Annotated in this window: 17 protein-coding genes and 3 pseudogenes; 8 read left to right on the top strand and 12 right to left on the bottom strand. The window is 64.4% G+C overall.

The genetic code is table 11. The features are described 5' to 3' along the window. Positions 1 to 309 (bottom strand): hypothetical protein (locus tag ALC15_RS45635; RefSeq protein ID WP_210168619.1); only part of this gene is annotated, 309 nt, incomplete at its 3' end. A gap of 816 nt (positions 310 to 1,125) precedes the next feature. Here ALC15_RS45635 and ALC15_RS36795 point away from each other — a divergent pair. The 8 genes from ALC15_RS36795 to ALC15_RS47365 all read left to right on the top strand — a co-directional run bounded on the left by ALC15_RS36795 (position 1,126) and on the right by ALC15_RS47365 (position 6,705). Next, entirely contained in the window at positions 1,126 to 1,371 is a 246-nt protein-coding gene (locus tag ALC15_RS36795) for a type II toxin-antitoxin system VapB family antitoxin (protein ID WP_050631543.1), read from the top strand. Next, the gene (locus ALC15_RS36800; protein ID WP_050631510.1) at positions 1,371 to 1,766 is read left to right on the top strand and encodes a type II toxin-antitoxin system VapC family toxin; all 396 of its coding nucleotides are present in this window, start codon (positions 1,371 to 1,373) and stop codon (positions 1,764 to 1,766) included. The genes ALC15_RS36795 and ALC15_RS36800 overlap by 1 nt, the downstream gene beginning before the upstream one ends. A gap of 280 nt (positions 1,767 to 2,046) precedes the next feature. Continuing rightward, the gene (locus ALC15_RS36805) at positions 2,047 to 3,258 is read left to right on the top strand and encodes an RHE_PE00001 family protein (protein WP_200914734.1); all 1,212 of its coding nucleotides are present in this window, start codon (positions 2,047 to 2,049) and stop codon (positions 3,256 to 3,258) included. A 128-nt stretch (positions 3,259 to 3,386) separates the two neighbouring features. Further along, positions 3,387 to 4,358 carry an AAA family ATPase gene (locus ALC15_RS36810; protein WP_244486426.1) on the top strand — a complete coding sequence of 324 codons (972 nt, stop codon included), beginning with the start codon at positions 3,387 to 3,389 and terminating at the stop codon, positions 4,356 to 4,358. Between the two features lie 6 nt (positions 4,359 to 4,364). Continuing rightward, a complete protein-coding gene (locus tag ALC15_RS45255; RefSeq protein ID WP_128089685.1) occupies positions 4,365 to 4,949 on the top strand; it encodes a hypothetical protein in 585 nt (194 codons plus the stop codon). Then, positions 4,837 to 5,151 carry a hypothetical protein gene (locus ALC15_RS48195; protein ID WP_488240851.1) on the top strand — a complete coding sequence of 105 codons (315 nt, stop codon included), beginning with the start codon at positions 4,837 to 4,839 and terminating at the stop codon, positions 5,149 to 5,151. The genes ALC15_RS45255 and ALC15_RS48195 overlap by 113 nt, the downstream gene beginning before the upstream one ends. Then, positions 5,108 to 5,689 carry a S8 family serine peptidase gene (locus tag ALC15_RS47360; protein WP_094194351.1) on the top strand — a complete coding sequence of 194 codons (582 nt, stop codon included), beginning with the start codon at positions 5,108 to 5,110 and terminating at the stop codon, positions 5,687 to 5,689. The genes ALC15_RS48195 and ALC15_RS47360 overlap by 44 nt, the downstream gene beginning before the upstream one ends. After that, the gene (locus ALC15_RS47365) at positions 5,686 to 6,705 is read left to right on the top strand and encodes a S8 family serine peptidase (protein ID WP_157860970.1); all 1,020 of its coding nucleotides are present in this window, start codon (positions 5,686 to 5,688) and stop codon (positions 6,703 to 6,705) included. Before ALC15_RS47360 ends, ALC15_RS47365 begins: the two co-directional genes overlap by 4 nt. Positions 6,706 to 7,044: 339 nt before the next feature. Here ALC15_RS47365 and ALC15_RS36820 read toward each other — a convergent pair whose 3' ends face one another. From ALC15_RS36820 to ALC15_RS36870, 11 genes and pseudogenes are all read right to left on the bottom strand, one after another. Then, a complete protein-coding gene (locus tag ALC15_RS36820) occupies positions 7,045 to 7,299 on the bottom strand; it encodes a DUF4326 domain-containing protein (protein ID WP_050631512.1) in 255 nt (84 codons plus the stop codon). Between the two features lie 82 nt (positions 7,300 to 7,381). After that, positions 7,382 to 7,696: a DUF736 domain-containing protein gene (locus ALC15_RS36825; protein ID WP_050631513.1), complete on the bottom strand. Its 315-nt coding sequence runs from the start codon at positions 7,694 to 7,696 to the stop codon at positions 7,382 to 7,384. A 650-nt stretch (positions 7,697 to 8,346) separates the two neighbouring features. Continuing rightward, positions 8,347 to 9,273, bottom strand: a complete 927-nt coding sequence (locus ALC15_RS36830; protein ID WP_050631514.1) for an ArdC family protein — start codon at positions 9,271 to 9,273, stop codon at positions 8,347 to 8,349. A gap of 287 nt (positions 9,274 to 9,560) precedes the next feature. Beyond that, positions 9,561 to 10,148: a hypothetical protein gene (locus tag ALC15_RS36835; RefSeq protein WP_050631515.1), complete on the bottom strand. Its 588-nt coding sequence runs from the start codon at positions 10,146 to 10,148 to the stop codon at positions 9,561 to 9,563. A 390-nt stretch (positions 10,149 to 10,538) separates the two neighbouring features. Continuing rightward, positions 10,539 to 10,865, bottom strand: coding sequence for a hypothetical protein (locus ALC15_RS36840; protein WP_050631516.1), 327 nt, complete (start codon positions 10,863 to 10,865; stop codon positions 10,539 to 10,541). Beyond that, on the bottom strand, positions 10,862 to 11,107 hold the full coding sequence (locus tag ALC15_RS36845; protein ID WP_050631517.1) for a hypothetical protein: 246 nt from the start codon (positions 11,105 to 11,107) through the stop codon (positions 10,862 to 10,864). Before ALC15_RS36845 ends, ALC15_RS36840 begins: the two co-directional genes overlap by 4 nt. Further along, complete coding sequence (locus ALC15_RS36850; RefSeq protein ID WP_050631518.1) at positions 11,104 to 11,307, bottom strand: hypothetical protein; 204 nt, start codon at positions 11,305 to 11,307, stop codon at positions 11,104 to 11,106. The genes ALC15_RS36845 and ALC15_RS36850 overlap by 4 nt, the downstream gene beginning before the upstream one ends. Positions 11,308 to 11,310: 3 nt before the next feature. Then, a pseudogene (locus tag ALC15_RS36855) lies at positions 11,311 to 12,158 on the bottom strand (DUF7007 domain-containing protein). Next, on the bottom strand, positions 12,155 to 12,631 hold the full coding sequence (locus tag ALC15_RS36860; protein ID WP_050631545.1) for a hypothetical protein: 477 nt from the start codon (positions 12,629 to 12,631) through the stop codon (positions 12,155 to 12,157). Before ALC15_RS36860 ends, ALC15_RS36855 begins: the two are co-directional and overlap by 4 nt. 91 nt (positions 12,632 to 12,722) lie before the next feature. Beyond that, a pseudogene (locus ALC15_RS36865) lies at positions 12,723 to 14,398 on the bottom strand (ParB/RepB/Spo0J family partition protein). Positions 14,399 to 14,655: 257 nt separating this feature from the next. Next, positions 14,656 to 19,750, bottom strand: a pseudogene (locus ALC15_RS36870) (Eco57I restriction-modification methylase domain-containing protein). Between the last annotated feature and the right edge of the window lie 52 nt (positions 19,751 to 19,802).

Genomic DNA, 19,802 nt, shown 5'->3' on the forward strand with positions numbered 1-19,802 from the left:
GAAGTTCTCGGCCCGTGACGGGATGAAGGAGCTTACGATCACAAAAGGAGAGCCCTCCTCTCCAGGACTTCCGAGCGACACACTGGGCGTCGCCAACTTTCTTCGCGGGCTGAGCCGGCTTTGGTCCTTTCGAGCCACTCTACTCCCCGCATCGTCTGCACCAACCGCAAGACGATTCCCCATGTCGGCATCGAGCCAGCGCAGAACCTCATCGCCATCAAAGATCGGCCCGACCGGAGAAGGGTGCCTATTGATCTGGTCTCGCACCAGCCGGATACTGGATGACGGCCGCGAGCCGAACCCCTTCATGGCGTATTTCCGAGGACCTCATTCGGACCACCCAAGCGAACTCTCACATCTTCGACCTGCCCGCGGCCCACGCGCCCCATTAGAGTCGAATTCCAAAAGGCTTTCAGCGGAAGGGTCGGCCAGGCTCTTGCCAGACGTGCCCGCCGCAGCTGTGATTGAACATGTTCGCGAGACCAATCTCGGAGTTTACGATTTTCGGTCGGCCCAGGCCTGCTGGTCAAAGAAACCTTGCCCCAGATTGTCGAGTTTGGCGAACCGGATCGGATGTGGAGGGCTCCACCCATCGAGGTCTGGCCCCTACTTCCAGCCGCCTTTTTCTAGAGCGAGGGACCGCGTGATGTAGTACCTTGGGAAAGTTGACCGCGGTCAACTTTCCCAAGGTACCGAAGGCCAGACTTATCCTATGCGGGAAGTCAGGGCCTCCTCCAATGTAGGAACCCTACCTCGCGCGAGATTGTCCGGTATTATGACACCTATCGTCCTCCCTTTCGCGTCCGGACTTCCAAAAGTTGACCGCGGTCAACAAGCTGGGGAAATTTTGAGCATCAGTGAGCGCCTCGAATCCCAGGGGCAGGCGCTCCTTTGGAGCGAAGATTCATTCCGTGCCCTAGGAGCCTGGTCCGATTCAGCGAATCTCGAGGTCGCACGGCCATGGCGCCGCACCAGCGTACTGGTCCGAAGGAAAGTTGAAGGAGGAGGAACTTCAACCATCAAACGCCGCCAGCCTCCCGTGAGGAGACAATTGGGGGGCGGCCTTCAAGTGGTGTATCCGCCATGCTATATAAGGATACACAGCGGCGGATAGAGCAGCCCCCGATGGCTTTCCATATCAAGAATCCCGAGACCGACGCGCTGGCCCGCAGGGTCGCCGCGCTCAAGAAGATCGGACTCACCGAGGCCGTGCATACGGCGCTTGCCCACGAGTTGGAGCGCGAGCAGGGCAAGCCGTCCCTGGTCGATCTGGGCGTACAGTTCTGTCGCGATCTCCGGGCCAGGAGCAATCCGCAAAAGGGCAAGCCCGCAGACAAGGCGTTCCGCGACGGCCTTTACGGGGACGATTGATGTTTATCGATGCCTCGGCGCTGACCGCTATGCTGACTGACGAAAATGAAGCGCGGGAGCTGTTGGCTCGCCTTCATCAAGCGGCTACGCGCCTGACCTCGCCGCTGGCAGTGTGGGAAGCTGCGATTGCCGTAGCCCGAGTGCTTGATCTTCCCATCTCTGAGGCTAGCGAAGCGGTCGAGAGTTATCTGGCGCTGATGGAGATCAAGATGGTGCAAGTGCCGCCCGAAACGGCCCGGATAGCGCTCGAAGCCTTTGACCGTTACGGCAAGGGGCGGCACCCGGCACGCCTCAATTTCGGGGAGTGTTTTGCCTATGCCTGCGCTCGCCACTTAGGGGAGCCTTTGATGTTCAAAGGCACCGATTTCCCGCAGACTGACATCGAAGCTGCATGATGCCGTCGGCGCAGGAGTGCTCAGGGGCAGGTAGGTCGGGAGATACAAATCCTGGCCGACGATCGGCCGGCGATTGGAAGGGCAGGGGCCTTCCGAAGAAGGCGGGACTGTCTCAAACCACCAAAATCGATGGCAGCACACGACCCTGTCGGATGGCGCAACTGGCTAGGGTTAGCGCTTGATTTCAGGCCCTGGGCCGCGGAAGCCACTGACTTTGTGTTCTGACGTCCAATGTTGTCGATAAGAGAGGCTAGCAAGACAACAGAAAGCGGCTGTCGCTATGACGGAATCTATCTGCCTGATAGATTCCGTTTCAACCGCACCTATTAAGGTTATCAAGCCCTTGTTCTTCGGCTACAAAACGCCAGATCCGTTGCCCTGGGCCGCTATTGCTGGCCCGCTTGCGACCGCCGAGGACGCGCTTGCCCGGCTCGACGAGCGCCTCGCAAAGAGCCCAATTCGGGATGGGTGGATCAGCCGAAACCACTTCACCGACGCCTGCGCCAGTCTATGGCTGGAGGGCGAACTCGTCCACCTCGAAGATCTGGTTCTCCATGACGCCGGCATGGATATCCGCGCACCGACCCATGAGCTGACTCGGGCACGCGCCGTACTGCGCACCCGCCGTCGCATCGTCCGGGAAAAGCCCGACTGGGCGTTGTCACCGGCGGGCCTTGCCGCCTTGCGCGGCCTGGACGGGACGGGCGACCTGGATGAGGTAGGGGGCGAGCGCGAAGAGGGTGGAGCAGGGGATTGCGATGCGAGGGAGGCCGGCGATGTGCTGGAGGCAGCGCTCGCACTAACCGCAAATGACGATGGGCTGTCTGAGGCGCTCGCTGCCGTCGATGCCGCGATGGCCAAGACCGATCGCGCCCTCGCCAGCGATAGCCCGAGTCAGTTCCGTCACGCGACCGATCGCGATCCGCTGGTCTACGACATCGATTGGGACGAGGACGACCGCCTCGCCACCTGGCGCGCCAGCGTCGATGAGGCCCGCATCTTGCCGCCGACGCTCGCAGCGGCCATCGCGGCCGACGCATGGCGCAGCATCGAACCGCTACAGCACAGGCCATGGCTAGGCCAGTTGCTGGCGGCGGCGCTGTTGCGTCAACGTTGCAAAACGCGCTCCCACCTCGGCTGCCTGCACGACGGGCTGAAAACCATCCCGCGCGAGCGGCGCCGGTCGCGCGACACCGCGACGCGGCTTGTAGCGGAGCTAGATGCGATCACGGCTGCAGCCGAGGCCGGGTTGAAGGCGCACGATCGCTGGCTCAACCAGCGCACCCTCCTCCTTCGGAAACTTACCGGCCGCCGATCCACTTCCAAACTGCCGGCGCTCGTCGACTACGTGTTGACCCGCCCGGTTGTCTCTGCCGGCATGATCGCTGAGGAACTGGGAGTCACGTCACGCGCGGCCTTGGGCCTGGTGATCGAGCTCGGCCTGCGCGAGGCCACCGGGCGAGGGCGGTACCGGGCGTGGGGAATCCTCTAGGCATGGCCCTCAGACGGCCATTTGCGTTGTTTAAACCGGGCAGTAACCCCATCGTGAAACGCTTCGATTGCGGGTATGATTCGCCTAGCAGGAGAAAGTAAAGCAGAGACATGGCCCGCGGAGAGCTGATGAAGAAATTGTTGGCCAGCTACGGTCGGGACGATGAGTTCCGCGCCGTGGCGGAGCAAATCATCGGCGAAGAGGAAAAGAAGAACAACCGGGTGCTGGCGCGCAGCCTGCGCAAGACGCTTGAGGCCGGGCCAAGCCGTCCGAGCGGCCCGAAGGCGCTTGCACCCCTGCTTCCCTTCCCCGAAGCGGCCGCCGACTTCATCGAGCGGATCGAACCGCGGCATACGCGTAATGACATCGTTCTCGGTGCGACGAACGTGCGGGTGCTCGTCGGTCTTGTTAAGGAGTACCGGCGCGCCGAGGAAATCCGTCGCCACGGTCTCAAGGTGCGCTCAAAGCTCCTGTTCTGCGGCCCCCCAGGTTGCGGCAAAACGCTGTGCGCCGAGATATTCGCAGCGGAACTCGGATTGCCACTGTTCCTTGTGAAACTGGATCGTTTGATCTCGTCCTATCTCGGGGAGACGGCTGGCAATGTTCGCAAAACTTTCGAGTTTGCCCGCAAACAGCCCTGCGTCTTGTTCTTCGACGAGTTCGACGCGCTCGCGCGATCGCGTGACGACAGCAGCGAGCACAACGAGCTGCGCCGTGTCGTCAACAGCCTGCTGCTATTCATCGACCATATCCAGCCAAAGGGCTTTTTGATCGCCGCGACAAACCTCGACCGTTCGCTCGATCCGGCGGTGTGGCGGCGCTTCGATGAGGTCGTCTGGTTCGACAAGCCGGATCGCGGCATGATCGGACGTTTCTTGCGGCTGAAATTCAAGAACGTGGCGGCCGCGTTCGATCCGCTACAGCATGCCACCGCATTGGAAGGCTATTCCTATGCGGAGATCGAGCGCGTCTGCACGCAGGCAGTGAAGTCGATGATCATCGATCGCCGCAAGCAGGTGCGCGAACGGGACTTCAATCGCGCCATGGTCGACGAGGCGCGACGCCGCGCAGGACAGTCGCGTCTCGCACCGGCGAGCTAGGCCTCAGTGGCCCGATACGATCACCTGGAGCTCGTGCGGCTCCCCGAGCAATTCGAACGCCGCAAGCATGGCGGTGGTGGGCCGGCGCCGACGCGCGATCGCAATCAGCACAGCACCAAGCTGCGCGACGAACTCGACGCCTCCACGCAGCTGCAACAGCGTCGGCGCAAGCCTGAGTTCGTTGATCCCTCTTTGATTCTACGCGTACAGATGACGGGCGCGCTCCTCGAGGATGATTGGGAGAGGCTAGGGCTCACTGTCCTATCGAGCGATGCGGACCGCACGCTGGTCTTGTTCGCATCGACCGATGACATGCAGGAGTTCCGTGCCCGCCTCGATGCCTACCAGCGCGGCGCGCCGGCCGGACAGAAACGTGCGCCCTACAACACCTTCGTCGCAGGGATCGAAAGCATCGGATCGGTCGAGCCACGGGATCGGATCGGCCCACGGTTTCGTGAGGACGGATTCGCAAACCCCGATGATTTTTTGGCACAGACATTCTATCTGGTCGACGTCGAGCTGTGGGACCTTGGCGAAACGTCGTCTACGCGAGCGCAAGATCGAGGATGTCATCCGTTATGTCGAGGCTAGGGCTGGCGAGGTTCTGGATCGTTACGTAGGTCCCTCGATCAGCATGTTCCGCGCGCGCCTGACTGGCGAGCTCATTAGGACGTTGCTGACGATCGAAGAGGTCGCAACCGATCGATCTGCCGCCGGCACCGGATGTAACAACCGCGGAGGCGCTGGAAATGGCCCTGCCGACGGCCCCTCCGCTGAACGCCGTCACCGATGATGCCCCGCTCATTGGTATCATCGATAGCGGAGTCAATGATCACCCGTTCCTGGCGGATATTCTCGCTGGCGCGATTGGCGTGCCCGCCGATCTCGGCACCGCAGACGTTTGGGGTCACGGCACCCGTGTTGCCGGCGTTGCGGTGTTTGGCGACCTGCGTGCGCAGCTCGACGCCGGCGCGTTGCAGCGGGGCGCCCGTCTCTGTGCGGCGAAAGTTGTGAACGACCAAGGTGGATTTGATGATCGCCGCCTTGTCCCCTCGCAAATGCGCGAGGCGATCGCGACGCTTAACCAACGCTTTGGTTGTCGAATTTTTGTCGTCGCCCTGGCCGACCGCCGGCGCGTCTTCGACGGTGGCAAGGTTGGGACGTGGGCGGCGACGCTCGACGAATTGGCTCGTGAGCTCGACATAGTCATCGTCGTCTCGTCCGGAAACCGCAGCCCGCGTGGCGGCAATCGCCTCGAACAGGCAGTGACCGAATATCCGCGTTATCTGTTGGAGGACGCAACCGGCTGTTCGAGCCGGCTGGCGCATTGAACGTCATCACCGTCGGGGCTCTCGCGCACGGCGAGGGCCTCGATGAGGATGGGGCGGACGACGTCCGAGTCCGCCCCATCACGCGGTTGCATGAGCCCGCTCCATTTTCGCGGGTGGGGCCGGGCCCGGGCGGGGCTATCAAGCCCGACGTCGTCGAGATCGGCGGCACCCTGATCTTCGATCCAGTCGTCGCCCGGTTGCGGGGAGGGGAAGATGTCGGCAGCGCAGGCGTGCTGACGCTGTATCACAGCTATCTCGATCGTCTGTTCACGGCCGGTTCGGGAACATCATATGCTGCGCCGCGGGTCGCCTTCAGCGCCGCGCAAATTCTGTCCCGCTTTCCGCAAGCCTCAGCCAATCTCGTGCGCGCAGTGATCGTCGGTTCTGCGGAAATTCCACAAGCGGCGCAGGAGCGGCTTCAACTCCTTGGCAATGACGCGACACGCGCGATCTGCGGCCATGGTCTCGTCGACCTCGAACGCGCCGCATTTTCCGACGACGCACGTGTCACGCTCTACGCGGAAGACGAGCTCGCTCTCGATCATTTCGCCGTCTATCGGATACCGATTCCCGAACCTTTCCAGGCGGCCAATGGAGAGCGTTGCATCCGCGTGACGCTGGCATTTGATCCGCCGGTGCGTCATACGCGCACCGACTATGCCGGAGTCGGCATGAGCTTTCGATTGGTTCGCGGATGTCAGCCCGACTTGATCTTCGATCATTATCGCAAGCGTGAACAGGATGATGGTCCGTTTCCGGAGCTCGCTGCGCGATATAATTGCAACCTCGTTCCCGGACCGCAGGCGCGCGAGAAGGGGACGGTTCAGTCCGCGACCGTCACTTTCAAACGCGGTGTCGAAGAGTATGGCGACAGCTATTATCTCGTCGTGCGCTGCGAGAGCGGCTGGGCGACGCATATCGATCGGCAGGAATTCGCGATCGTTGTGGAGCTTCTGCAAAAGGCAGAAGTCCAGCTTTATGAACGGGTTCGGCAGCGAATTCGCGTTCAGGCTTAGCACCCGCTCTCCGGGTTTAGTCGTGGAGTGCTCGGAGGCTTCGGCCAAACTCGCGCGGCAGCTCGCAACATCGCCTGCGACAGGCTTCCGGGTTGACATGAGCGCGCTGCCTGCGCCCGGTCTGGTAGACGCCGTCTACTCCGGAGACGCCGTGATATGTCCGCCGTCCCGCTCTCGGCTACGTCTCAAGAATGGCTCAGGCGACCGTGACATTTCCGATAGTTTCTTGATTAACTCGCAGGAAACCTATCCGACGATCACCGAAGCCCTAACCGCTGCGGCGATCAAGCTGCTGGACATGCCCGAGCGTCTGCGACACTCGACCGAACAGGCGCATGATCAGCGCCCGTTGGCAAGTTCGAGCAGCCCGTCGCCGTGGTACGCGAATGGTGCGCACCAGCAAACAAGATCGCGGGTGCGCAACTCGTCGAGTTCATTCATCAGCGCGGGCTGCGCGACTATCCATGCACGATATTTCGCGATGACGTCGACGCGCGTGCCGTCGCGCCCGATCACGGACGGATTGCCCCACTTGCTTAGCCGACCGATGTAGACCTGCGATTCATTTGAGCGCTTACCGAACCTTCCGCGCATTCAGCACTTTGCACATGATCGTTCTCTTTTCTGTCGCACGGCTGAAGGCCCCGCCTCGCGGCAGGGCCTTTTGCGCCGCATCTCAGTCGCGGTTCGGACGGGACCAAATGAGCGAGTGGCCTTCCTCGCCTTCGACCTCGACCAGCGTCGCGTAGATCGGCGCCGCGAAGCTCGGGTCGTCCAGCTTGACCGAGAGATAGTCGCGGTTCTGCTCCTGCGACTTCTTCTTCCACGCGGCGCCGAACTCGATGGTGCCGGCGAAGATGCGGAAGTCCGGGGCTTTCTCAGAAGTGCGGTCGGCCGCGACGATCTTGGCCTTCACGGTACCGAGGGCGAGAGTCTTGACGGTGCCCACGAAGCCGTTGCCGTTCACAGTGAAATTGCCGATGGTAGCCATGTTCGTATCCTCTTCGGTTCTCGGGCCGCGACCACCGCGACCTCGATGGCTGTCGTTGACCGGAGGCGATTGGACCGCACCCGAAGGGCCGCAACGCAGTGGAGGGCGGCCAGGGCGAAGCTTTCTTGTCTCGCGAGGAATGGGCGCGCAGCGACCAGGGGAAGAAAGCTGCGAACGGCCGTTGCGGTCATGGAATCGAGGCGGAGCGCAGCGACGACGGCCTTCGGTTAGACATGCCAAATCGAGGACGCACTGGGCGCGTCAGGCCGACCGCGGGGGATATGACTGGTGACAGGCACGCGTACCGCACGATAACGGCAGAGCCACGTTGACCAAGAGACTCGCCCGCGCCCCTGAGGAGTCTTTCGAGGTACGGCCACCGCGAGTGCGATGCCGGACGAACGCAATTCGTGATGCACCGCCCTCACGCCGCTGCGGGAAGACGCCCATTGAGGAACAGACGAACATCTGGAGATCCCAGCGGCCCCACGCGGCGAATCCCAAGCCGCGCTGGACGAGGTGATGGGGGAAGTGCCTCCGCCTCCGGAAGACGCTAGGCGCACGACGGTGCACGCAAGAAGGACCTCGCCGCAAGGCGAGGGCCTTGGTGAGCTCATGAAGAGCAAGGGCAAGACGCGAGGCCGTCGCGCTCATGCCGCCTGGTCGATTTCGGCCGCTTTCGGCTGAAGGTCGTGCAAATAGGTAACAGCGCGCTGCGCGTGCGCCGCCGCCGAAAAGATGAAGCGCTTGTCGTTGGCCAGCACTTCCAGCCACGACGCAAGATAGCTCGCGTGGTCTGCACGCGGCTCGAGCTCCGGCACGATGCCGAGGTCCGCGCTAAGGAAGCAGGCGCCGAGCTCTGCGACAAGCTCCTCGCGGGCGCGCTCGCTGCTGTCCTTCGCGTAGCGGCTGAGATCGCGATTGACGCGGTGCGCCGGCGCGGTCCAGTGTACGCACTCATGCGCGAGCGTGGCCGCATAACTCTCGGCGTCGCGAAAGGTCTCGAACGGCGGCATCTGGATGAGGTCGAGCGCTGGCGCGAAGAAAGCCTTGTCGCCACCGTGCCGGATGGTCGCGCCGGTGTTGGCGAAGAACGCGTCCACGTGCGCGATGCGCTGCGCCGGCGGCGTGCTCGGAGCAGGGCGCGCGTAGTAGTGGTCGGGCAGGCCGTCGATCTGATCGACGCAGAACACGGTGTAGGCCCGCAGGAACGGTACGGTCCGCTCGACGTCGTGGCCGTTGTCATCCGTGTCGGTCTTGGTGATCTTGTTTGCGTAGACCACCATCGTTCCGCTCTCGCCCTTGCGGACGTGGCCGCCGAGCTCGAGAGATTGCTTGAATGTCATCCACATCGACGACGTGAAGCCGCGCGACAGTGCTTCCGACCAGAGCAGCACGACGTTGATGCCCTGGTAGGGCATTCCGTTGTGGCGCAGCGGCCGCGTGATGCGCCCAGCCGCGCTGGCCGCATTCCAAGGTCTGGTCCACGGCCGCACGCCGCGCTCCAGGTCCGCGACGATGCGATCGGTGATGCGCGCGTAGATGTCGGCGCGCGGTTTTCCTTCGTTCCTGCTCATTTCAATGACCTCCGTCTCGGAGGCCGCGCCTGCCGCGGCCCCTCACGGGGTCCGCCGCGGCGGCACCAGGCGCTCGCGCACCCGACCGGGCCGCAGCGCAGCGGAGGACGGCGCAGCCGTTGCGCGGGCGCCGAATCCGCCGCACGGACCAGACCGGGAGGGGCCGCGCTGGCGCGACGCGCCACTTTTCTCTTTGGCTTGCCGGCAACACGAAAAAGGGCCGGTCTCGCGACCAGCCCGCACAGCGACAACATGTGAAAGGCGGGGCCGAAGCCCCGCCCTCAGGCCTATTCGAAGGCGGCCATCTGGGTCGCGGCGGCTTTCTTGGTGATGGTTTCGCCGGCGTGCTCGACCTGTCGCTCGAAAGGCTTCCAGGCCTCACCGATGACCTGCTCGTAGGCGGCGACGGCGCCCTCGGCCGCCATGCGGAGCGCGTGCGCCTGGAGTCCCATGTCGGCCGCGAACTCGCGCTTGCGCTGCGCTTGGCTGTCGAAGCCGACGGGGCCGTCGAGATCCTCGTCGCGTGCGTCGTTAGCAAGCTTGGCGGTGGCTTCGCGCGCCTCGGTCACGGCGCGGGAGTAGAACTGGCCGGCGCCGTGGGCCGAACCAACGTATGCGCCGACGATGCGCTGAAGGTGGATTTCCATCGCACGCTCGCTGAGCCCGTCCTTGAGGGCATCGGCGGTCTCGATGACGAGCCGCTCGTGCAGCTCACGGATGCCATCGCTGTCGAGAACCGCAAGGCCGAAGCTCTCGGAGATCCGCAACGTTTGCGCAGAGTCGGGACAGGCGAGGCGAACCATTTCGAGCGTCGCGCCGCGGCGGAGTGGAATGACGCGGGCGGTGGCGCGAGGGGAGCGGGCGGTCTTGGTCATGCTGAGATCCTTTCTCGGTTTCACCTTGGGAAGCGGTCGGGCCCTTGGCCGTTGCTCCCTCGGGTGCGGTCGACCAGAACCGGCCCCAGCGGGCTGCTTCAGGGGGCGGCGGCTGCCAGGGCGAGCATGGGCGGGCCAAAGGCCGAGCGGGCTCTCGGGCCTGCGAAGGACGCGGCCCACCATCGCGAGACGGCCGCCGCCGATCGCTTCGCGACTTGCCCTTGAAGCGGACCGCGGACGGTTCAGACCGCAGCACAAACCGAGGGAGTGACGGCCAAGGGGCAGTCCGCCTCTGAAATCGCGGGAGATCGAGGCCAATTCGCGCCACGCTCGACGTCGCGAACGATCTTCGCGTGCTCCGCTTGCGCGGGGATTCGTCACGGCCTCCGTTCACCGCCACGCGGGGGAAGGGCGATTGCGCGCCCGAAGCTCGGCGATCGCCGCCTCCTGTCGATCGAGCTTTCGCGTGAGAGCGTCGATCTCGCCGCGGCGGGCCAGGGCGAGCTCCGCGACGTGCTGCTGAAACAGCCGCTCATCCGCGTTCGTCCAGCTCAATGCGCTTCGGCCGTGCGGCCAGCGTTTCGCCCGATCGGTGATTGTCAGCCGCTCGGCGCGTGCCGCGATCTGGCGCTCGATGACAACGAGATAGCGCTGCGTCTCGGCTTGCGCGGTCTCCAGGCGTACGAGCAGGGGGCGTCGGTCCAGGGGCTCGCTCATCTCAGCGTCCCCGTAGGCCACAAGGGCAGGGTGGGCTCATCTGTCGCGTCGTCGTGCGGGAGACAGACTGTGGCGATGAAGGAGATGCAGCCGGCAGTTACCCAGTCGACGGGCGCCGAATTGGTGCCGGCGTGCTTGCGTATGCCTGGGTTAAGGATCCCGTCGAGAGCGTCGGCGACGGCGCTCTCTGGGTTGTTGTGCGCATGCACCAGAAGGTTCAGGGCGGATAGACGCGCTTTCATGACTGGATCTCCTCTCTGTCGGTGCCGGACGGATCTTGGCGCGGCGCGTGCACAGACAGGTGCACGGCGTGTTTCCAGGCATCGGAGCCGGTGAAATGGCGTCTGAGCCGCGGATGCCAGACGACGAGGACCGGCGTTTCGCCGTCCTCGTCAGTGGCCGCGCGCCAGCCGAAGGCTTTGGCAATGAGGCGCCAGGGCATGGGTCACCTCCGTCCGACGAAGTCGGAGGGGCCGCCGTAGAGCTGGTGGCGTGCCTCGTCGATTACGAAGCCGAAGCCGCCGACGTGGTACTCGTTGGAGGGCACGAGGAAGCGGCGTTCCTCAGTTCCAGGCCCGCGTTTCCCGCCGAGCGTGGCGACGGTTTCGACGAAGCCGCTCGCGTGTTTGGATGTGATCGCCGACACCACGATCCAGTCCCGCGCATGCGCCTGCTCGAAGCCGCGGCGATCCTTCTCGCGGGATTCGCCCGGCTGCAGGATTGTGCCGGAGATCGCCTCCCAGGCGTCCGGCCAGCTGTCCTTGATCGTTATCGCGGCGCAACGGCGCTCGAACGCCGTAACGAGATGTGGGAAGGTGATCGCGACGATCGCCCATTCGGCGTCTTCCTCATACCAGCCCCCCTCTGAGCGCAGCATGGGATGGACCTTGCGGTTTCGCTCAGCCGAAAGCTTGAAACCGCCGTGGCCAGCAGTGGAGTGTGACGCCACACCCTCGGCGTAGACGGTCGAGCCCTGCGAGATTCCCCAAGGCGTGGAGATACGCAAATTCTGCTCGATCCGGCCGAGCATCTTGCGCTCGCGTTGATGCTCGGCGTTTTCGAGCACGGCATTGCGAAACGCCGCCTCGTCGCGAGCTCGCCGGAATGTCCATAGAAGTCGCCGCGCGTCCATTCGCCCATCGGGCGGCTGATGCGCCAGCCCGTCACGAGAAAATACCGGCCGTCGCGGGCCGGAACCATGACGAAAGCCATCTCGCCGACAAGCGCGGCAAGAAGGCCGTCAGCGCTGCGACCAAACGCGACGTCGTCGGAAGCAGGAAATGACGCGTTCATGCCGCGGTCCTCCCCTCGATGATATCGGCGCCGACCTCGTCGGCCGTTGCTTGCTCCAGCACGGCGTGGGGATAGCCATGGCGTGTCAGCCACTCCTTCGCATCGGGCTCGTTGGTCGCGAGATAGACAAGCTCGGCGTCGTCGCTGGCGCGATCGAACACCCGGATCGAGCCGATCGCCGGACGTTCGACGATGGCGAAGTGGAGCTTCGACTCCAGCGAGAATGTCCGATGGACGCGCACGGCAATGACGCCGCCGGCACCGTAGTCGGCCTCATGCAGAGTGAAACAGGCCGATAGCGAGACATTCCCGACGTCCCGTCCACCCTGTGTGCGGATGAGGCGGCCCTTGCTGTTGTTGGTCTGCCACGCGGCGAGCTTCTTCCTGAAGCGCGCCGGTGGCTGCGGCGTTCCGTCGGACCAGGCGACGATCGAGCCGATCGGTGCGTTGTCGATGATGGTGTGCGCGGACATCATGTCCTCCTTGTGTGAGCATGCGTGAAAAAGAAACCGCCGCCGGGGTGACCGGCGGCGGTGGACCGTTCGGAGGAAAAGACGCGTAGAGCTATTCGGCCGCCTCCCTGAATGCCTCGGCTACTTCGTCAGAGAGCTCATCGCCGATGCCGGCTATCTCCTCTTCGGCCCCGTCATCATCTGCCGTCGTCGCGCTCGACGACAACCATTGTGAAAGCTTCGTGGCATCCGGCGCGAAGCGCGCGGAGGAGTGGACGAAGTGTCCCTCCTTGAAGTGCTCGACGAGCGCGGCACGCGTGTCCTTCACGCGCTGGCGCGGCAGGACAGGGGTGTCCTTACACGATGCCTCGAGGGCAGGGCGCGACAGGCAGGAGAGGAAGTCCTCCGTGCCCATGTGCGGAAGGAAGCAATCCGCGCCTACCACTGCGCCGGCGATCCGGGCGACGATGCCGCTATTGGTGGCATTCTCCCGGCAAGAGAAGACATCGACCAGTATGTTGCGCGCCGCGACACGAAGCGTATCCATGTCGAACGCGAGCTTGCCATCAGCGTCGAACAGCACCGCTACGTTTTTCGCCAGGCGGCTGTGGCCGTAATAGGTTCCACCGCCTCCCGTCGTCACGGAGACGTTCTGGCCCGCGAAGGCGAGGACCAGAAGAGCCATCAGCGTGTCGTCCTCGATCGGCGCGCGGCCAAGCGCCTCGCGCAGCGCGTCGGTGCGATAGTCGCCGATCATCTCGACGCCCTTGCGCGTCACGTCAGGACGGGGCTTGGAGATCTCGCCGACGTCGTCCGAAGCGTTGTCCGAATCAGTCGCGCCCTTGCCCTTCGGTTTCTTCGGCGCAGACATGCGGTAGTGCACCGTCTGCACGCGGCCGTCGCGGTCGAGATACATCGCCGTACAGTCGGACTTCGCCGGCTTGCCGTGGACGCGCTCGGCCTTCGGCGGCAGCTTCACCTCGCCATAGTTGGTGGTCTCGGCGATAATGCCTTTCTTCGGCAGGTTAGCCGTCATCCACTCCTGCTGTGCGCCGAGGAAGGCCTCGACGTCCGTCGTGTAGCGGCTGTCCTCGTCGGCGGGAGCGAAGAGGTCCTCAACCCACTGAATGCCGTAGGCCTGCGCGAGGTCGTCGCCGAAGCTGGCGTGCCGAGCCAACATCCGGGTCTTCTGCAATGCCTGGGCGACACTCCACCACGAGACCTGCGGGTCGGCCTTCGACGGCTTGTGCTTCTTCCAGACCTCCTTCTGCTCGTCGAGCGATGCGGCAGCGATCGTGCGGAGCTGGCGCTCGTCGGGCATGTCACCCTTCGCCATGTGATCGAGCATCGCCGGCAGCACGTTGGCCAGCAAACGAAGTTCCTGATTTGACGCACCGGCAGCGTGAGCGCGACGCCGATTGCCTCCTCTGTCCAGGCGAGCGCGACCAGACGCTCGATTGCGCGCCACTGGTCGACCGGATTCAGCGCCTCACGGGCGATGTTCTCGACCATCGAGCGCATGGCGCCGTTGTCGTTCGCCGCCTCGTCGACCAGCACGTCGATCTCGTCGAGGCCGGCGGCGATCGCCTGCTTCACACGGCGGTGGCCTGCATTGATCAAGTAGCCGTTTCCGCCGCCGATTTCCGGCGTGATGACGGGCGGCTGCACGATGCCGACGGCCTTGATCGTGGCGAGCAGCAGCGCGTCGGCTTGCGGCGTCGACTTGGTCTGGCGCATGCGGTCGGGGTTCTCCTTCAGCGCGCGCGGGTCGACCTTGATGAGTTGCATGGGAACGCTCCTTTGGGGTTGCGGACCGGCGCTGCCGGCCCTCTCTCGTCTTCTTCCCGAAGACATCCCCCGGCCCGCGGAGCGGGGCGGGCCGGCGCAACCGCGGCCGAGCATCCCTGCCCGGCAGCACCAGCAGGGCCGAAGCCCTGCGCAGGATGACGGGCCGGGATCGCGTAGGCGGCGGTTGAGCGCGAGCGTCGGCGGCCCGCTCGATCTGCGAACGGGCCTATTCCCTTCCTCTCTTCCCTTTCTTTCATTCAGGCGGCCGCAGCCAGCTGGCCGGCGCTATCACCGTCCTCCGCCAAGGCTTTTTCCACCTCAGCGAGCTGCTGGCGCTTTTCGGCAAGCTCGCCGGTGAAGGCGAAGTCCCCGCTGTCGCGGGACTGGTAAGAGGCAAGCCGTTGGCGGGCATCCGCCAAACGCTGGCGGTAGCGCTCCCGCTCACCCTCGAAGTCGTCGAGGGCGTGCTCGAGGCGGGCGACCGCACCGAGCGGCGTCACGGTCATCGGCAGCTCGATCTCGTACTCGGCACAGGTTCGCAGGAGCATCGTGGTGTAGCGATAGCCGTCGCGGCCGAAGCGCTCTCCACTGTACGCGACGTCGAAGCCCCCGATCGAAGCAATGACGGTCTCGCCTTCCTGCTGAAGCTGGACCAGCGTCAGGATCTCCTTCATCAATGCGCGCCCAGCGAGCTTGCGTTCCATATGCGGCGCTCCTGTCACGGACATGCTGAACGCATCACCAACGGTCGGTGTGAGGCGCTCGATGTCCTGCCCGATCTCGCCGATCCGGCGGGCCGAGAGCTGGATGTCGCGCTCGGCATTGCGCATCTGTCGCCGCACCGCATGCTGGTCATCGATGTGCGCGGCCCGCAGACGTTCGAGCCGCGCGATGTCGGCCTCGAGGCCAGCCTTCTGCATCAGGCGCGGGTCGCCCGAGGCAATCGCCTTCGCCATGGCGAACTGGTTGGCCTGGCTTTCACCCATGTCCTCAAGCCGGCGGATGGAAGTGTCGCCGGAGAGCGCGGCGGCGATAAACCGGGCCTTGCGCTCGTTGTTCTGCCACATCTGCGCATCGAGGCTGCCTTCGGTCGCGTAGGCGAAGATATCGACCTCGTCATGCTGGTTACCCTGCCGCACGATGCGGCCCTCGCGCTGCTCGATCTGCGAGGGCAGCCAGGGCACGTCGAGGTGGTGAAGAGCCTTCAAGCGAAGCTGAGCGTTGACGCCAGTGCCCATCGTGTCGGAGGAGCCGATCAGGAAGCGGACCTTACCGGCGCGCACATCGCCGAACAGCCGCTGCTTCGCCTCGGACTTCTTGTAGTCTTGCATGAAGGCGATTTCGCAAGCCGGCACGCCCATGCGGACGAGCTCATCGCGGATCCAGCGATAGGCGGAGAAGCCGCGGCTCTTCTCGACGCTGATCGTGCCGAGGTCGGAGAAGATCATCTGCGCCGCGCCGGGCAACTCGAAGGGTTTTCCGTCCGTGCGCACGTAGTTGTTCGCGGCCGTCTCGCTCCAGATGCGGAAGGCGTTGCCGACCAGCAGGTTCAGCTTGTTGTCGGCTTCATTGTCGTTGTCCGGGTCCACCAGGCGCAGGTCGATGGCCGCGTGGCGGCCGTCGGTAATGACCGACAGCAGGATGTCGTCGCCGGGCTCCGGTGCGCGGTCGCGCTCCTCGATCGCCTTGATGCGCTCACCGAGCAGGGTCTGGTAGCGCTTGAACGCCGGAGACGGCTTCGCGGTCAGGATCTGCCGTTTTCCGGTCGATATGGCTGGCACTTTCACGTACTGGCGCAGGTCCTCAGGCATCACAACGTCCGCGAAGGAGCGGAACATGGCGATCAGCTCCGGCACGTTGACGAAGGTGGCGAACCGCGTGACCGGCTTGTATTTGCCCGAGGGCTGGAGCTCGAGTTCGGTCGTAACATCGCCGAACGTGCTCGCCCAGGCGTCGAACTCATGCAGCCCGCGCTCCGATAGCGCGGCATGTCCGAGATAGCGCTGCACCGAAAACATCTCGCCGAGCGTGTTGGTGATCGGCGTACCGGAAGCGAGCACCATCGCACGACCCGGGTTCTTCGTCTCGATGAAGCGCGACTTGACGTAGAGATCCCAGGCGCGCTGCGAACCGTTGGGGTCGACGCCCTTCAGCGTCGACATATTGGTGGCGAAGGAGAGCTTCCTGAACTCTTGCGCCTCGTCGACGATGATCTGGTCGACGCCGATCTCGGAGATGGTCAGAAGGTCGTCCTTGCGGGTTGCCAGCGATTCTAGCCGTTCCTTTAAGCCCTCCTTCAAGCGCTCGAGGCGCTTGCGCGAGACGCGGTCGTCGCTGTCCACCTTCATCAGGAGCTGCTCGTAGAGCTCGAGTTCGTCCTGGATCATCTGCTGCTCGAAGGCCGAGGGCACGCTGATGAAGCGGAACGCCGAATGGGTGATGATAATCGCGTCCCAGGTCGCTGTCGCGGCGCGCGACAGGAAGCGGTGCCGCTTGTCCTTGGTGAAGTTGGTTTCGTCGGCGACCAGGATGCGCGCGTTCGGGTAGAGTGCAAGGAACTCGCGGGCGGCCTGCGCCAGGCAGTGGCCGGGCACGACGAGCATCGCCTTGGCGACGAGGCCGAGCCTCCGTTGCTCCATGATTGCGGCGGCCATCGTCATGGTCTTGCCGGCGCCGACGGCGTGGGCAAGGTAGGTCGAGCCGGCGGCGATGATGCGCCAAATGCCGCGCTTCTGGTGCCCATAAAGAACAAAGGCGCCAGAGGCGCCGGGTAACTTCAGGTGCGAGCCGTCGAAGGCGCGTGGCGCGATGTTATTGAAGCAGTCGTTGTAGACGCGCGCCAGCCGGTCGGTACGATCAGAATCAGACCAGATCCAGCGCTGGAAGGCATCCTTGATCTTCTGCAGCTTAGTCTTTGCTGCTTCCGTGTCGACGACGTTGAGCACGCGCCGCTCGCTGTCGCCGTCCTTGATTGTGTCGAAGATCTGCGGCACCCGGCTGTTCAGTGCATCGGCGAGCAACTCGCCTGCGTGCCGGCGGTCGGTGCCCCATTCCGACGTACCGGCCGCCATCCAACCGAGCTGCCGGGCTTCCACGGTCCACGACGCCAATTCCGGCATGTGGTTGATCCTGATCTCGGCGTCAATCGTCTCCTTGACGAAGGCGACGATGTCGGTGGCCGGAATCCAGGGCGCGCCGAGACGCGCCGTGATGTCGGAGGGTTTGAGGTCGGCAGGCTGCACGGCTTGCAGCGCCGTGACATTGCGTTCGTAGGACGGATCGAGCGCAGCCGCGGCCTCCGCAGCCCTCAGCTTGTCACGGACGGAACCGGAGAGGTAGGAGTCGGCCGTCTGCCACGAGCCGTCCGCAGGATCGCGGAAGACGGCGCTGCCGAGTTCGGCGACGACGTCGTCGCATTCGCGGTGCAGCAGCTCGGCGACGTGGTCGATGTCGACATGCCCGCGTCGTTGAGCACGACGGCCAGCGCATCGGCCGCGCTGCCGATGACGGGCGCAGCCGGCGGCGCGATCACCCGCTCGGTGAAGATCGGACCGGGCTTGGCGGTGTTGGTCTCGAGGTCGTAATCCTCAATCGAGGCGACGAGCCAGCAGTCGGGGTCATCGAGGAAGGGCTGGATGTTCGGCCGGCGATGCGTCTCGCGCACCTCAGCGGTCTCCTCGTCTTCCGTCATGGAGACGGTTGTGAAGTTAATCGGGCCGAAGTCGCGGACGAAGTTCGACCAGGCGATGCGCAGTCTGACCTGCGCGTCTTTCCATGCTGGTCGAGCTCCTGCGCCTTCAACACCTCACGGACCGCATCGCGGACCGGGATCAGTTTCCGAATGATGCCAACATGCTTCTCGGGGATGCCCTCGGCACTGCGTCCCTTACGGGCCTTCACGATGACAGGCACGCCGTTCAGGACTTGCATCAGGCCGTGCGCCTTGTCGAAGAAATAGCTGCCCTCGCGCACATGCCGATCGGACGGGAGATCTAGGACGCTCTGATCATCCGCATCCTCCAAATGGAGCTGGATCACATCGGGCTCGCCGTCGTAGCGGTCTTCGGGAAGGAGACCGACTACGGCCGCCAGCGCCGCTTCGAGATCCTCGCCTTCGCGCGGCTGGCATGTATAGCTCTCGCCGAAGGGACCAGAGGCGAGAGCGTGCGTGCCGAGCACAAACGCCGGGTGCTTCGCGAACCAACGGTTCACGCGGATCGCGCTCTCGTCTTCTGTCGCCGGCCGCACCTCGTCGACATCGAGCCATGACAGACTTCCTTCCGGATCTCCGATCTTGCGCTTGCGCAAGAACAGGATGTCGACGACGACGTCGGTGCCGGCGCTGGCGCGAAAACTCCCCTCGGGCAGCCGGATCGCCGCAATCAGGTCGGCCGACTTCGCGATGTGCTCGCGCGCCGATGCATCCGCCTTGTCCATCGTGCCCGAGCTGGTGACGAAGGCGGCCAGCGCCCCCGGCTTCAGAAGGTCGATCGCACGCGCAATGAAATAATCGTGCAGGCGCAGTCCCATTGACCGATAGGCACGGTCGGAGCGCACGGTGCGGTCGGAGAACGGCGGATTGCCGATCGCGAGATCGAAGCTCGCTGGTAGTTCCGTGCGGGCGAAATCGCCGCCGATGATTCGTGCTTTCGGTTGCAACAGACGCACAATGCGCGCCGTGACCGGATCGAGCTCGATGCCGGTGACGTGCGAGACCTCCCGAAGTCCTTCGGGCATCAGCGCGGGAAATAGCCCGGTGCCGATGCCGGGCTCGAGCACGCGGCCGCCGCGCCAGCCGAGGCGCCGCAGGCCTGCCCAGATCGCGCGGACGATGAACTCGGGCGTGAAGTGCGCATACTGGGTGCAGCGCGCGAGCGAGGCGTGGTCGAGATCGCCGACGGCATCCTCCAGCTCCGCTCCGATCGCCTCCCAGCCCTTGCCGAATTCCGCCTCGCCCGGGCGCCGGAATACGAAGTTGGCAAGATCGGAGGCTCCGAATCCGATGAAGCGGATCAGTTGCTCCTGCTCTTCGAGAGTCGCTGCACGTCCGTCGGCATGGATCGCCGCGGCGAGCCGGATCGCCACGATGTTGTCGCGGGCGCGGTCCTTCCATCCCTTGGCCAGGGCGCGCTCACCCGCGAGATGGAAGTTCGTCTCGCGCTCTCGCGGAGCGGATGAAGCAGAGCGTGTGACCGCCGCGACCGGAAGCGATGGGGCCGGCGTCGACGGATCAGGATCCTCGCCGTCGTCCGGGTCGTCGGTGATACCGCCGGCGAAGGCGGTGACGCCGAGGCCAGAGGAAAGGGCGGAATTGTTGAAGAGGTCGAGGGTGAAGGGATCGTCTTGAGCCATTGGAAATTGTCCTTGAGATGAGGGCACGTGCCGTCGTCCCGCCGAGCTGCCT

It is taken from the genome of Bradyrhizobium viridifuturi, assembly GCF_001238275.1.
Taxonomy (GTDB): Bacteria; Pseudomonadota; Alphaproteobacteria; order Rhizobiales; family Xanthobacteraceae; genus Bradyrhizobium; species Bradyrhizobium viridifuturi.